General features: G+C 42.7%; 13 protein-coding genes and 1 riboswitch. Of the genes, 4 read left to right on the top strand and 9 right to left on the bottom strand.

What is annotated here, in order from left to right; genetic code table 11:
• Position 1: 1 nt before the first annotated feature.
• Both ACOSV2_RS16630 and ACOSV2_RS16625 read right to left on the bottom strand, forming a co-directional pair.
• On the bottom strand, positions 2-1,351 hold the full coding sequence (locus ACOSV2_RS16630) for an aspartate aminotransferase family protein (RefSeq protein WP_428976289.1): 1,350 nt from the start codon (positions 1,349-1,351) through the stop codon (positions 2-4).
• A gap of 577 nt (positions 1,352-1,928) precedes the next feature.
• Complete coding sequence (locus ACOSV2_RS16625) at positions 1,929-2,873, bottom strand: arginine deiminase family protein (RefSeq protein WP_428976111.1); 945 nt, start codon at positions 2,871-2,873, stop codon at positions 1,929-1,931.
• 124 nt (positions 2,874-2,997) lie between these two features.
• On the opposite strand from ACOSV2_RS16625, the gene ACOSV2_RS16620 reads away from it, so the two are divergent.
• Positions 2,998-4,308 (top strand): amino acid permease, encoded by a 1,311-nt coding sequence (locus tag ACOSV2_RS16620; protein WP_428976110.1) that lies wholly within the window; start codon positions 2,998-3,000, stop codon positions 4,306-4,308.
• Between the two features lie 5 nt (positions 4,309-4,313).
• Here ACOSV2_RS16620 and ACOSV2_RS16615 read toward each other — a convergent pair whose 3' ends face one another.
• Both ACOSV2_RS16615 and ACOSV2_RS16610 read right to left on the bottom strand, forming a co-directional pair.
• On the bottom strand, positions 4,314-5,060 hold the full coding sequence (locus ACOSV2_RS16615) for a YqcI/YcgG family protein (RefSeq protein ID WP_428976109.1): 747 nt from the start codon (positions 5,058-5,060) through the stop codon (positions 4,314-4,316).
• 64 nt (positions 5,061-5,124) lie between these two features.
• Entirely contained in the window at positions 5,125-5,754 is a 630-nt protein-coding gene (locus ACOSV2_RS16610) for a LysE family transporter (RefSeq protein WP_428976108.1), read from the bottom strand.
• 130 nt (positions 5,755-5,884) lie between these two features.
• Between ACOSV2_RS16610 and ACOSV2_RS16605 the strand changes: the two genes are divergently transcribed.
• Positions 5,885-6,523 carry a spore coat protein gene (locus tag ACOSV2_RS16605; RefSeq protein WP_428976107.1) on the top strand — a complete coding sequence of 213 codons (639 nt, stop codon included), beginning with the start codon at positions 5,885-5,887 and terminating at the stop codon, positions 6,521-6,523.
• A gap of 116 nt (positions 6,524-6,639) precedes the next feature.
• Complete coding sequence (locus tag ACOSV2_RS16600) at positions 6,640-7,134, top strand: L,D-transpeptidase family protein (protein ID WP_428976288.1); 495 nt, start codon at positions 6,640-6,642, stop codon at positions 7,132-7,134.
• 75 nt (positions 7,135-7,209) lie between these two features.
• On the opposite strand, the gene ACOSV2_RS16595 is transcribed toward ACOSV2_RS16600, so the two are convergent.
• Both ACOSV2_RS16595 and ACOSV2_RS16590 read right to left on the bottom strand, forming a co-directional pair.
• Positions 7,210-8,406, bottom strand: a complete 1,197-nt coding sequence (locus tag ACOSV2_RS16595) for an aspartate kinase (RefSeq protein ID WP_428976106.1) — start codon at positions 8,404-8,406, stop codon at positions 7,210-7,212.
• A gap of 44 nt (positions 8,407-8,450) precedes the next feature.
• A complete protein-coding gene (locus tag ACOSV2_RS16590) occupies positions 8,451-9,698 on the bottom strand; it encodes a homoserine dehydrogenase (protein WP_428976105.1) in 1,248 nt (415 codons plus the stop codon).
• Between the two features lie 150 nt (positions 9,699-9,848).
• Positions 9,849-9,959, bottom strand: a riboswitch (SAM riboswitch).
• 260 nt (positions 9,960-10,219) lie between these two features.
• Here ACOSV2_RS16590 and ACOSV2_RS16585 point away from each other — a divergent pair.
• Positions 10,220-11,605 (top strand): DUF2254 domain-containing protein, encoded by a 1,386-nt coding sequence (locus tag ACOSV2_RS16585; protein ID WP_428976104.1) that lies wholly within the window; start codon positions 10,220-10,222, stop codon positions 11,603-11,605.
• A gap of 44 nt (positions 11,606-11,649) precedes the next feature.
• On the opposite strand, the gene ACOSV2_RS16580 is transcribed toward ACOSV2_RS16585, so the two are convergent.
• The 3 genes from ACOSV2_RS16580 to ACOSV2_RS16570 form a co-directional block, all read right to left on the bottom strand.
• A complete protein-coding gene (locus tag ACOSV2_RS16580) occupies positions 11,650-11,910 on the bottom strand; it encodes a hypothetical protein (protein ID WP_428976103.1) in 261 nt (86 codons plus the stop codon).
• Between the two features lie 39 nt (positions 11,911-11,949).
• The gene (locus ACOSV2_RS16575; RefSeq protein WP_428976102.1) at positions 11,950-13,179 is read right to left on the bottom strand and encodes a helix-turn-helix domain-containing protein; all 1,230 of its coding nucleotides are present in this window, start codon (positions 13,177-13,179) and stop codon (positions 11,950-11,952) included.
• A gap of 418 nt (positions 13,180-13,597) precedes the next feature.
• Entirely contained in the window at positions 13,598-14,098 is a 501-nt protein-coding gene (locus tag ACOSV2_RS16570) for a protease inhibitor I9 family protein (protein ID WP_428976101.1), read from the bottom strand.
• Positions 14,099-14,203: the final 105 nt, after the last annotated feature.

Here is a 14,203-nt window from a genome sequence, read left to right as displayed (position 1 = left end):
TTCACTCCGCAAGAGAAGCGATTAAAGCTTCTCTGAATATCGATACCACTTCATCGACTTGCTCTCTTGTGATGATCAATGGTGGAAGGAAACGGACAACCGCCCCATGTCTTCCCCCTACCTCTAGAATTAATCCCCTATTGAAGCATTCACGCTGAATTCCGCTTGCGACGTCAGGATTAGCCGGTTGACTTCCGCCTGCTGAATGGGGTTTAGTGGAATCAATGATCTCCACTCCTACCATCAGTCCTCTGCCTCTTACATCACCTATCTCAGGAAATTCTTGTTGAAGCTCTCTCAAGGATGAAAGAAGTCTCTCTCCCATTTCCCCGGCATGGGCAACCAAACGATTTTCCTTAATGAACTTTAATGTTGCAGTCCCTGCTGCCATGGCCATTTGATTTCCTCTGAATGTGCCGATATGTGCCCCCGGTTCCCAGGCATCCAAGTCACGATCATATATCACGACGGATAGGGGAAGACTTCCTCCAATAGCTTTTGAAAGAACAAACACATCCGGTACGATTCCTGCATGTTCAAAAGAGAACAGTTCCCCGGTACGTCCGATTCCCGTTTGTACTTCGTCAATGATGAGTGGAATTCCCCGTTCTTCAGTAATTCTTCTCATTTCCCGGATCCACTCGATCGGTGCCGGTATCGAACCACCTTCACCTTGGACCGTTTCAAAAATCATGGCAGCCGGAGGTAAAATTCCGCTCTCGGGATCATCAAGGAGATTCTCGATGTATTGACTGCTGATGCGATGACTCTCTTCTCCTCCTATTCCAAATGGACAGCGGTATGTATAGGGATAAGGTAAGAAGTGAGTATCAGGCATCAGCCCTTGCACGTTCTTTTTTGGACCCAGGTTTCCGCTGATCGCCATAGTCCCGTGAGTAGCACCGTGATATCCACCTTGAAACGTGAGGATGCTTTGTCTACCGGTTGCCGTCTTCACTAATTTCAACGCAGCCTCAATCGCATCGCCGCCTGTCGGCCCACAGAATTGGATCTTCGCCCGATCACGAAACCCTTCCGGCAAAGAAGAGAATAATTCATTCACAAACTCCTCTTTCACAGGCGTCGTAATATCTAGCGTATGTAATGGTCGTTTATCACGGATCACTTGCTCCATGGCATCAATGACCGCCGGGTGATTGTGTCCCAGCGCTAATGTTCCCGCTCCCGCTAAGCAATCCAAGTATTTATTCCCTTCCATGTCCGTCACATAGATTCCCTCTGCTTCACTGATGGCCAGTGGAATTCTTCTCGGATAGGATCTCGCATTCGACTCGCGTCTCTCTTGTTGGTCCAGTAATTCTCTATTTGAAATGGCATTTTGTATACTCATCATCAAATCTTCCTTTCGTGATTGATTGGCTTTTGCTTCCAACGTCATCTTAATTGATAATGATTATCAATGTCAATGGTAGTTGATAACTATTCTCAATTAATTTTATCTTCATCTAGTCATTTCGTATGAGAAAGGTACTTTTCTATCAATGGTCATCGAATTCGTGTTATACCTAGGCTTTAAGTGATAGAATTAACAGATTAATATAATTACAATTTTACGTAAAGTAATATTTAAGTCTATTGACCCGGTCTCAAAACCGGTATAATAGTAGTGTTAATTTTATTTAATTGAGAACGTTTTTCATCTAATACGGTTAATTGAGAATGCTTGATTGTTGTTTTTTTACAGAAAAAGTAGAAGTTGATTTCCGCTACAGGACGCTCGCTTTCCGCGGGGCGGGCGGTGAGCACCTTCCGCTCCAATCAACTTTCTAAGAATGGTTTTTTTATTTTGAAAAACACCTCTTTAGAAGAAATCAGCAGATCTTTTGTTATAAAACAACAAACTTTACAAAAAGAAAAAACCGGAGAAAAAATCTCCTGTCTACTTGTTCTGATCCGCTCTTAATGATTCAGTTTCTTTCTAAAGGCAGCGTCATACACCTTATCCCGCCGCCACCTTTTTCAAGTTCATTTACATCGACTTCTATCAATTTCTTTCCTTGTAATTTAGGATGACCTTTAAATATCTTCTTATTGGCCTTGGTGCTGACTAACAGGGTTTCCGGATCCAAGTTCAGAAAATTGATATCCGCGACGGTATGTTTTATATCATCGGTCCATAGAACGTTGAAGCCCTGACGTCGGAGGAATTCCTCCATCATCACGTAGCGGGCACCCTTTTCTGTGATGATTTGTACTGGAAATAGCCTCATATAGCTTTTGGCTATAAGAAGGTCGGATCCGGCTACATTGCAGTTCATATCCAAATGCATGGTTTCCCCGGTTCGCGGCAAGTCGATAATCCCGATCTCCGAGAATCCGGCCCGAAAGATCTCCTGTTGGACCTCTTCAATACTTTCAATACTTGTCCGCATTCCTGTATTAATAAAGACAGCCTCTTTATTCAGAACGAATACATCCCCATTTTCCAATGCCTTCAATTGGTTATTATCCTTAATCGAAAACGTCTTTTCGTCAAACCATGTTTGAAAAAGCTCATGACTATGTATGTATTCAGGTGCCCTCATTGTAATCCCTGCATCACCCGGGATGACAGTATTTCCATACACACATGCCAGATCCCTTACAAATACCCTATTGATGAGCTGATGATTAAGTTCAGCCTTGTCTTCCTTTAAGTACAGGGAATAATCAATAACTGTTATCCCTGCGTCTTCCATTGCCTTTATCATACCTTCATGGTTTTCTTTCGCTGTTTCCTGGTTGACAGGTTTTTCCCAACCAACGTAATCCGCCGTTCTTTGATCAGGTATATCCAATGAAGAAGGCGAGCACACCATCACCGTTTTTAATTCTCCATGTTCACTCCAGCAATTAGGATGAATCTTTACCATGAGCAAGCCTCCTTAGTATCAGTCTCCCTTATTTTTCTCCTTTCTCCGAAAAATCATTCTGCCTTCACATAATTCATGAATCTCTACGTCAAACTATGAAGGGGAAAGGTCAGGTGAAAAACAGATGAGTAAATGTACAAATCAATCAAATCTTACATGGTGGCAGCTGTCTTTTATCGGGGTGGGCTGTATCATTGGAACCGGTTACTTTCTGGGTTCAGCCATCCCTATTCAAAAGGCGGGTTCCTCAGTTTTGATTGCTTATTTAGTGGCCGGAATTGGAACATGGATGGTGTTTCAAGCCCTCGCAAAATTAACGGCCCATCATCCTGAAAAGGGGTCCTTCCGAACTTATGCAAAGCAGGCTTACGGATCATGGGCAGGCTTCAGTAACGGATGGGTCTATTGGTCGGCAGAAATGCTCATTATGGGGAGTCAACTAACCGCTCTTGCCCTCTTTGCTCAATTCTGGCTTCCTGCCATTCCTCTGTGGATGTTCACTGCCGGATTTGCCGGTGTTGGATTACTTGTCATTTTGATGGGTGTGCAGAAAGTGGAACAGATGGAGAATCTGTTTGGCATCATGAAAGTAGCAGCCATCGTAATGTTTGTCATCATCGCTACTGCCGCCATGTTCGGGTGGTTGGGAACGGGAGCTGTTGCCCATCCGCCTCCATCTCCATTAACAGAGATACTCCCACACGATGGAAAGGGTTTATGGCTCGCCCTTCTTTTTGCCTTTTATGGATTCGGGGGAATTGAAGTGATGGGGTTGATGGCTCAGGAGCTGAAAGACCCGAAGGATGCACCAAAGTCAGGGAATATCATGCTTCTTATCTTGACCATCCTTTACCTTTTATCCTTTTATCTCGTATTAAAGCTCGTACCGGCAGGCAGGATCAATGCGAATGAAAGTCCATTTCTAACGGCTCTTAAACAATATGATCTACCCTGGGTCCCCCATGTATTCAACGCCATTCTGGTTATTGCCGGGTTCTCCACCATGGTTGCTTCCTTATATGCAGTTACGACGATGCTGGTGGCATTGGCAGAAGAAGGGGATGCTCCCAAATTTTTTGCCAAGAAGGGAAAATGGAAGGTGCCCCTCCCCGCATTCGGTCTGACCACCCTTGTTGTTGCGGCTTCGATTGCGGTCGCCATGCTCCTGCCGGACAAACTGTTCGAGTATATCACTACAGCAGCGGGACTCATGCTTCTTTATACATGGATCTTTATCCTTGCCTCCTTTTACAAGCTGATGAGCAAAAGTTGGTGGGACCGTATCCAATCAATCTTTGCACTCATCCTCATATTATTGGCGATCAGCGGCACGTTTCTTGATCATGTAAGCCGCATTGGATTTTTTGTAAGCATCGCCTTTATTGTGCTGATTGCGATTGCGACCATTGTAAAGGAAAAAAGAGCTAAAGCCTGAACGCTTTAACTCTTGATTTTCTTTTGCATATTTAGAAACGGACATTGGGATAGAGTCGAATCATCATCACTAAGAAAATACTGCTTCCACTCATAGTTGTCTTCCTGACCATACCATTTAAGGCTGGGATGGGGTTCTGCCTCATCATATTCAATGAGCCGCTTCCGTATCACTTTCTTTAATTTCTGGCCGAATGAAGTGGAAGAGTTGATTTCATCGAACACCCACCGGGGCTGGAAGGCTACAAGAAAATAAGGAAAATGACGGCTTTTCCGCATCGTATGGGCAGGTGTTGCACAGAAGGCAAAGTAAGGCTCCCCGTCAAAACAAAATTCCCAGGTATGATGATGGGGATCCTTCGCAATATCTTCCGGCCATGGTGATTCATCCAATTCATGAACCCGATTCAATAAATTCCAGAAAATATCCTGATAACTATCAATCGATTGGTTATCAGCCACTATCTCCTCTGAATTAAAAAAGACTACAAGTGATGCATACTTCCCTGTATCCCTTGATATTTCACCATATTGTTTGAGTAAGCAGGTCAGTTTTTCAGAAGCTGCTTGATTTCTTGGATCACCTGCAAATCCAAAGCGTAAGGTATCTGTCTGAAAGCCCTGTTTTCCAGGTACACACGGGTAAGGATGTTCTTCGTCGCACATGACAGCCGAGAAATGCCCGTAGGCTGCTTTTTGCCATGGGGTAAGTTTCTCCCCTTGCTGATCGATCAAACTTTTAGACCATAACATATAGCCGATCCCTCCTAAATAGTACACATTCATCCTATTAGGAGAGAACTTATTGGGTGTCTGTCTAGCCGAATAATAAACGGCAGGCCTGGACACCGAAGTAGATACCAAAGCCCATCAGAATGAGACCGGACATAATGGATATGGCCCGCAAAATCCCAGGACTGACCAGTTTCCTTGCCCCTGTCGCCACACCGGCCATTGTTAGATCCCAAAGGGTGATTCCAAGAAAGATCCCCATGCTGTACAGGAAGAGCTGTCCTGCTTCATAGGAACCGGAAGTCTGAGCCAATATAGAACCATAGATACCTAGCCAAAATAGAATGCTTAATGGATTGGAAATGGCCATAAAAAATCCTGTGCGAAAAGCCTTTCCTTTTGTTTCATGGGGATTTTGATGAGAGGGCTTTGTAATGGATTCCGACTTCTGGATGCTTTCAATCCCTGTATACGTCAATACAAAGAACCCAAATACCCACAGGAACAATTTAATGACCGGGGTATCAATATATTGAGAGACTCCGAAATATATGAGAAGCATAAAGATCCCGTCCGCTACCATTCCCCCTACCCCCACAAGCCAGGCATGAAAAAAGCCGAATCGGATCCCCTTGTCCAATTGAGCGGCATTAATCGGTCCCATAGGGGCAGAAAGCGATAATCCCAAAATGATATAGCTTATGAATATACTCATCTTCGACCACCCTCAAATTGACTTCTTCCTATTGTATTCGGACAGGCTGCCAAGTATTAAACCGAAATACATAATTGTGCTTTTTAAGGATATTCTAATCATCGATGCTATTTTCAAGGAGGGAAAAAAGATGCAAAACCAAGGACAACCATCGAATATGACACCACCAGGAACTCAGATGCCGCCGAATATGATGAACTCTGAAAGTAAAAACCACGGGGGCCATGAGCTCTTTGATGCCCATGAGATCATAGCCGGGATCATCAGCATGCTCGATCAGTATCAAATGTATGATCAGCACATTCAGGATCCTGAACTTAAAGGTATACTTAAGCGCCAGTCAACTTTCGTCACGACTATGTATAATACGATTGTCGGCAGCTTTTCGACAGGGCATGACCCAACTGTGCCAACCCAGCAATACAAAATGACTCAAACCAATACGACCACATACGGCATCAAGCCCGGAGCACCTAAGAAGCCGAATCAATCGGTCAACGACCTTTCCGATAAAGGCTTGTCTGCTTATATGCTGGGGCAAACCAAGTCATTGGCCATGCTTCTTGCCATGACGGCCCTTGAGATGACCAACCCTGTATTACGACGTGTCGTAGCTGACAGCGTCCCGAATTTCATTGAAATGAGCTATGAGATTTTCCTCTATCAAAATAAGCATGGCTATTATCAGGTTCCTCAATTAAACGAACAGGATATGACCCTTATGCTCCAAAGCTATACAACCGTTCCACAACCAAACATGCCGCAATAGCGCCTGTCTCCTCTTTCCATTTAAGAGGAGCAGGCTTTTTCACTTGCTCATCTTCTTGAACGACTTTCTCTCACGCACATAGGATAGAGGGAGAGTGAAATGGGGAGGTGTTTGAGCTGATTCACACAGTCAAGGTGGGAGAAACACTGAGTCAAATTTCAAGAGATTACAGGACTCCGTTCCCCTCCATACTTAATGCCAATCCCGGTATTGATCCGGATGTGATCTATCCGGGTCAAACGATTACGATACCAGGGATTCCGGATACAACTAATAACCCTTACCGCATTCAGGTCTCTGTTAACAACCGGTGGCTGCGTTTGTTCAAGGATGGGGTTCAAATCAAGCAGTATTCGATTGCAGTGGGGAGAGTACTTTTTGAAACTCCCATTGGGGAGTTTATCATCATTAACAAAGCACCAAATCCCGGCGGACCTTTTGGAACGATGTGGATGAGTTTATCGAAAGAAAGCTACGGGATTCATGGAACCAATGACCCAAGCTCGATTGGAAATGCCGTGTCCAAGGGATGTATACGAATGAATAACAAAGACGTAGAGGAGTTAGCGGGAATCGTTCCAATCGGTACGCCTGTTTTGATCAGTCCATAAATGAAAAAGTGTATAGGAGTGCCTATACACTTATTTCATGTGGTGAAAGACAGAATGTTCCACCTTCCGATCCTTTCACAAAACAGCTCTCCTTGATTCCACGTAATCCAAACCAAAGTGCATATGAAGGACCCTGGCTGCTTTTTCTACATCATTTCTATCAACCAGTGCACTTAATCCTACGGGGGATTCCCAAAGGGACGCCTTTGCAATATGGTAGTCATGAAAAACGTTGGTAACCTTCTCTTTTACCTCATGTGTGGATTTGATCTGACCGATCACGGATACCTTAGATAGATCCTCTCTTTCTTCTGTATGAGAGTAAGCTTGGTCATACTGTCCAACGATTCTTTTCAACTCATGAAAATCCTGATCTTTAACGATGAGAACAAGATTTTCCTGGTATTTAATGATTTCTGTTTCAATATGATGGGAATCGAGATCATACAGAATCAGTGACTCTCCACCCTGACAGTCAAACATTGTCAGAACAGAAATGTCTTTCTGATAGGCTACCCCGACAATAGGGGCATTTCTCTGTGTTCTTCCGCTAATGACGGTCCCCCTTCCTTCATTCAAACTGGAACAAACCACAAGCGGCACATGATGTTCCTTCGCATGTTTAATTGCTCTTGGATGCAGGACACCAGCCCCCATGGTGGCTAAACGCAGCATCTCATCATAGGAGAGGGTGTCAATTTTTGCAGCCCGGGGAACGATACGCGGATCCGACGTATACACTCCATCTACATCCGTATAAATATCACACCTATCCGCCTTTAAAGCGGCCGCAAGAGCAGCTGCGGTCGTATCCGAACCACCCCTGCCTAATGTGGTCACCTCTCCTTTATCCGTGATCCCTTGAAAACCGGCTACCACGACGATTCGTCCTTTTGATAACTCCGATTTTATCCGATCAGTATCGATCGAGTTAATCTTGGCATTCCCAAATACTCCATCGGTTTGGATTCCCGCCTGTCTGCCTGTCAGGGATACGGCTTCCAGTCCCTTATGGTGCAGGGCCATTGTCAAAAGGGAGATTGCCACCTGCTCCCCGGTACTTAAGAGCATATCCATTTCTCTCTTACTGGGATCTGAAGAAAGTTCCCCTGCCAATCGTACAAGTGTATCAGTCGTTTTATTCATTGCTGATACCACAACGACGACATCATGACCTTTTTCTCTTTCTTTCATGACATGAAAGACCATGCGTTTGATTCGATCTGTAGAACCAACAGAGGTTCCACCAAACTTTTGAACGATCATACTCAATGATACCCCTACTTTCCATCAGACCAAATTTTTAAAGATTTCTTTTAAGAAACAACAGCTCCAGTCTTCACTTCATTTTCCAACGGTATTTCTTTTAAAATAGGGACGGCTTGAATATGGTCATGCGTCCGAAGAAGCGATTCCAATGTCTCTTTCCTGCCTTCAACAAATACGTACAAGTAATCGTCCAGCTGAATACGATCCTTTAAAATGAACGATGGAAGCCAGTTTTGATATTCATCCGTTTCACGGATTCTTAAGACCCATTGGTGGCTGCTCTCTTCAACAACCTCTTCCGTATTCACGGTACTTACGGCAGAGTCTGTATACTTCCTCTCTATCAACGACAGGAAATCCTCTACCATGGCGCTGCCTGTAGGCAATTTTCCAGCTCCCGGACCAAGCAGGGTAATCCTCCCTACAAGACTGCCCTTAAGAGATATGGCATTTTCCACATCCTCCACACCGTAAAAAGGGTGGGTGTCATGGACAAGGATGGGCTCTACTGCACCTTGGATATGGTCGACTGAATCCCGACGGAGAGAACCTACGTGCTTAAACCGTAATCGAAAGGATTCCGCTGCCTGGAGCCACTCTGCAGTCAGGTGGGATATCCCCTTACGTCGGATATTCTTCCAATCGGGCTGTCTGCCAAAAGCTGTTTGACTTAAAATAAGCAACTTATAGAACGCATCATGGCCTTCGATGTCATTTGTCGGATCGGCTTCAGCGTATCCTTTCTCCTGAGAAATCTTTAAGGCTGTATCAAAGGCAAGACCTCTTTTTCTCATTTGAGATAAGATGAAGTTGGACGTACCATTCAGGATCCCTTGAATTTGTCTGATCTCATTCACCTTCAGAAGCTGCCTGATACTGCCGATCACCGGGATTCCCCCGGCTGTCGTCGCTTCAAATCCGACCGATATCCCCTTCCTTTTCGCCTTCTCCAATAGCTCAGGACCATATTTGGCAAACATCGCTTTATTGGCCGTGACGATATGAACCCCCTTCTCAATGGCTTCGGTTAAATACGTATAGCTCGGCTCTTCCCCTACGATCGCTTCAAAGATCACGTCGAGGTCCGGGATATCCAGGATGTCTTGGAAATCCGTTGTGACGTTGATGGATGGTTCAATGCTCCGCTCTTTTGTGGGATCTTTAATCAGGATCGCCCTAACCTTCACCTCTTTACCCAGGACTTCCTTCAATCTGTCCTGATGAGTATCGATTGCTTCACAGACCCCTTGCCCTACTGTGCCGAACCCTAGAAGTGCCACATTAATCGTTGACATCATTCAGCCTCCTTTTATCGACTTTTCACTTTATACGTAAGAATGATTCATTCCAGTTGAAGACCCACTCGAGGGATATGAGCGGAAAAGAAAAAGGTATACAGAAAAGCCCTCTTCTTTTAAGAAGAGGGCTAAATGATCATGCTCCTCCCCTTATCTTCCAGATCCACATGGAATCTGTAGGAATTGGCACCTTTACAGTCTGATCCTGCAGGTTGCCGGGCTTCATCGGGCCTATCCCTCCGCCGCTCTTGATAAGAGATATAATGTTTCGTTTTGGTATTACTTTCTATTTGAGTATGAATTGGATTATAAAGGGGATTCATTCCTTCGTCAATACTATTTTTAGTATTTTTAAAAAATTCTTTCTAATATTACAGACCTCTTCATTCCCTATCGGTTTACTTAAATTTGCTCCCTGTCTGGGAGTTTATCAATCTAATTTGCAAAGAGACGTTTTAACCTGTTCTGCCAGGGAAAACTATTCCATATCCCTTTATTTGAAAGGAACCGGATCAATAATGCTGAAAAAAATGCTCCCCTTATCCATCAAAAAATATATGCTTATGTCCAAACGGCAGAGAATGCGTGAGATTCGGCTGACCATATGGTATATGCCGTTCTTTTATATTTGTTTTTCCATACTGCTTGTAGCACTCACACTCTATTTAGATCTGTATGCTGACATCTCTCAATATACCTTTAACTTCTTAAGTATGGATGCATCTGTTACACGCATGCTTGTCAGTACACTCATCGGGGCCATCCTGACGCTCAGTGCTTTCACCTTGAATTCACTGCTTGTTGTGCTCACGATGTTCAGTGGTCAATTTTCACCCAGGATGCTCCTGGATTTCATTTCGGACAAACAAACACAGCACGCCCTCGGGATTTTCAATGGCAGCTTTGTATATGTATTGCTCCTCTTTCTTTTTATCGGAAATTCAAAGGAAGAACTGTTTGTGGCTGCCCCGATCATGACGATCGGACTCGCTTTTCTTACTTCTGTCACCTTTATCTTCTTCATTAACCATGCGTCTACTTGGATGCAGGTACACAATATTACGTACAATATGAAGCAGGTTTCTGAAGTGATGATCCACCAGACGTTAAAAAATGATTTAGAAACCCATCGAACAACAGATAATGGCGACCTTATGGAACATGAGAAGGAGAACATCATTCACATACAGGCAAGGGAATCGGGATATATTCAGTTAATCGATTTCCATGGAATGATCGAACGGGCTATGCAGGATAACATCATCATTCAACTTCATTACAAAGTCGGAGATTATATATTGGCCGGCAATGAAATCATGAGTATTTGGGGACCTGAGACCAACGATATTTCGGATGGTTTTTATCTCACTTTCATTGAAATGGGGCATAAAGAGACCGAAATCCAGGACCTCCAAATGGGGATTCATAAGCTGGCTGAAGTTGCGATCAAAGCACTCGGAAATGATGATCCAAAAACGGCTTCTAATACGATTGACCAAATGGCTGACCTTATGCTGACGGTGGAGGATCACTTATCCTTCACTCCTCATTTGATCGACCGGGAAAGAAGAGTGCGGGTCATTCTCCAGTCCGAAGCATTTGATTATTACCTGTATCGCGGGTTTGGCTATATCCGGCATTATGCTAAAGACAATCATTTAATTATTACTGACATTGTGCGGGCACTGGCGCTCATTGCAGAATCCATCCAGCCATCCAAACACAAGGACATTTGGGAATTTGCCTGTAATACCATTGATCATATTGAAAGAGAGGTCATTTATGAATTAGATAAAACCTTTCTTCTTCAAGAAGTTCATAAGCTGGCACGCCTAACTGAAAACCTTAGGGAATATAAGAGAATCGAAAGTAAATTCTACCCTTATGCCAACGAAAACACGTAAAAAGCTTCATCTCTATTAATGAGATGAAGCTTTTTTACCAGGAATTAAATCCATGTTTCGACGATACTGGAATCTTCTCCTTGTGCTTTCGGTATAAGCGAGAAGCGTTCGGGAATTTCACTTCTGATTGCTTCTAATGTAGGTCTCATCAAAATATAATGAGTCGGTTGATTGACATCGAATATCCTTGCTACAAACATGCCTTGATAATCTTGCGGGCTGGAATATATACAGATGATGGGCATCTTATAATCACTTAATGTCACCTCATCAAATGATGATATTAAACGATCCGGGTTTTCCATCAAACCACTCCTTTACTGTAATTTCTGTTCATATAACCATCAGCTTAAAACGCATTCCTTTCCTTTTGACTCTCTCCCATCCATTCGATAATGAATGGAGAGTTTTTGAATGTAATAGTTGCACTGAGCGTATTGCCCTTCTTCCTTCAATAGGGGGATGATGACATTCTCTACATATTGATAGTATGCTTGCTCTCCCTCATGAACCCTGACCTCAAGCATCGTAAAGAATGTTTCCATGCAGGGGTTTTTTATATCTCTCGCAGATGCCTGTCCCTCTCCTATTAAACTTGCATATTTTTCATTATTTGCGGAACCGTCTACATCCATGGAACTATCAATATAACCCAAAAGGCTTTTTGCATACATTTCTTTATCGGACTCATGCTTCAATAATCCATATGCCATTTGAAATGCATCTCTTGCCTTTTTATCATCAAAGACATCTCGATAAAGATTCCCTAAATTCAGGTGAAGAACGGCTTTTCTCCTATGATCATGCAGATTATCACAATGTTGGATCAACTCATCATATTTCTCTTCCAACGAGGCCAGACTCGATTCTTCGCTTTTGCCCTCCGCTACCAACTGAATCGTAGCAGCGTCTATACATCTTGTAAAATTAAACGTTTCCTTGAAATAGTTCAGAGCCAGCTCACTATATTGCAGGGAATTGTCATGCTGCCCAAGATCATGGTAGCCAACTGACATATAATAGTAGGCTTCAGGGTTTGCATAAATATCTCGATCTATTCTCTCCAAATACTTCAGGGCTGTTTGTGGATTTCCTTTTGCAAGCTCATACATGCCTTTTATATGATAATATAACTGAAAATCGTAATCGAACATATGGAAGGACAGACGCTTATTAGAAAACTGACTTAAATAGAAAGCAGCTTCTTTTACCTCTCCTTTCATGATAAAGTACCTTGCTTTCAGTAGCTTAAAGGTGCCATTCAGGGTTTCAATTTTGGTTAAGGGATTTTGTTCGATCGTCTCCTTCAATAATTCAATCTTTCCGTTTACCTGCTTGATCATGACATCATGCCACAGTTCCAAATCTAATTGTAATTTTTTATACGCCTTTAACTCTTTCTCAACGTTAATATTGAACCTTTGATTGAACAAGTTAATTTTATCTTCCGTAATCTGTAAGTGCCCGCTTTCAATCTTACTGATATGTCCAGGTGTACAGATCCCATCTCCCACCTGCTTTTGGGTCATCCCCTTAAAGATCCTATAATACTTAATAAATGTCCCAATATGCATGATTTAACCTCCAGGGTGATGTAGTATACGATAAATCATTTCATTCAAATTCTTTATTTTAATATAAGTGATACTCCTATTATACTAATAAGTGATCATGAAAAAATTGGGGTTTTCAGCAGGGTTCTCAACACTCGAAACAATGCTTTTCACCCGGTTCTTTTTTCACTATTTACTGTTCAGTTGACTGTTTTTAGTGCTTCCCAATGATATACCGGCACTGAATCTTATAAATTTTTATAGTTTTTCAATTATATGGCTTTTTCAACAATAAGAGAGTGGTTCTTTGGACCTGATCTATTTTCCCGATTTCTCTCACTTTTTTATACTATTTTTCGAAAATGATTGTGATCTTTATGATTAGATAAAAAGATAACCCTCACACCTTACTGATTCAAGGTGTGAGGGTTATCTTTATTTACATTTGATCTGAAGGTTGGATAGGAGGATCCAATTGGATTTCCTGGTTTGGATAAATCTTTGAAATAACAGAAGAGCCCATTAATCTCTTAATTTCATTGGCCGGTAATTCCATTGACACTCCATTAAAGGTTGTTTTATATCGATGCTTGATGAGATATTTAACATCATTATCATCCAAAAAGTCTTTAAGTTCTTTCTCAAAAGCCTGATGACTTTGTTCAACGTGTTCTTTAGCTGCTTCCAATGTCATCTCCGCTCCAAGAGCTTCTGCTTCTAAAACGGCTATTTTTGCAGGTTTGACCTTAAATTCAATGATGATTGAAATAACCTCTCCATTTGATAAGTCAATCGCCGGATCTACTTTTATAGGCAAATTCATTGTTTCTTCCACCCCATTTTGGTCCATTTGATAGGCATTCTCTCCGTTGTCAGCTTGGCACCCAACAAGATATAGAAGTGAAAACACCATAATTAGTCTCTTGTAGCACTTCTCCATAACATTTATATCTCCTTTTTTTCGGAATGAAAAAGACAATCTATCAGGATTGTCTCCTATAGATTGTCTTTTCAAACATCATTGGGGGGATATACTACTTATTGC

Source organism: Rossellomorea sp. DUT-2 (assembly GCF_052665285.1).
Note: the sequence above shows the minus strand (reverse complement) of the source record. Positions and strands in the feature narration are given on the sequence as shown.

Excerpts from the sequence above, each read along its gene's own strand:
- ACOSV2_RS16570 (WP_428976101.1), bottom strand. The coding sequence starts at position 14,098 with ATGGAGAAGTGCTACAAGAGACTAATTATGGTGTTTTCACTTCTATAT.
- ACOSV2_RS16585 (WP_428976104.1), top strand. The coding sequence starts at position 10,220 with ATGCTGAAAAAAATGCTCCCCTTATCCATCAAAAAATATATGCTTATG.
- ACOSV2_RS16620 (WP_428976110.1), top strand. The coding sequence starts at position 2,998 with ATGAGTAAATGTACAAATCAATCAAATCTTACATGGTGGCAGCTGTCT.
- ACOSV2_RS16590 (WP_428976105.1), bottom strand. The coding sequence starts at position 9,698 with ATGTCAACGATTAATGTGGCACTTCTAGGGTTCGGCACAGTAGGGCAA.
- ACOSV2_RS16615 (WP_428976109.1), bottom strand. The coding sequence starts at position 5,060 with ATGTTATGGTCTAAAAGTTTGATCGATCAGCAAGGGGAGAAACTTACC.
- ACOSV2_RS16575 (WP_428976102.1), bottom strand. The coding sequence starts at position 13,179 with ATGCATATTGGGACATTTATTAAGTATTATAGGATCTTTAAGGGGATG.
- ACOSV2_RS16625 (WP_428976111.1), bottom strand. The coding sequence starts at position 2,873 with ATGGTAAAGATTCATCCTAATTGCTGGAGTGAACATGGAGAATTAAAA.
- ACOSV2_RS16610 (WP_428976108.1), bottom strand. The coding sequence starts at position 5,754 with ATGAGTATATTCATAAGCTATATCATTTTGGGATTATCGCTTTCTGCC.
- ACOSV2_RS16605 (WP_428976107.1), top strand. The coding sequence starts at position 5,885 with ATGCAAAACCAAGGACAACCATCGAATATGACACCACCAGGAACTCAG.
- ACOSV2_RS16630 (WP_428976289.1), bottom strand. The coding sequence starts at position 1,351 with ATGAGTATACAAAATGCCATTTCAAATAGAGAATTACTGGACCAACAA.
- ACOSV2_RS16580 (WP_428976103.1), bottom strand. The coding sequence starts at position 11,910 with ATGGAAAACCCGGATCGTTTAATATCATCATTTGATGAGGTGACATTA.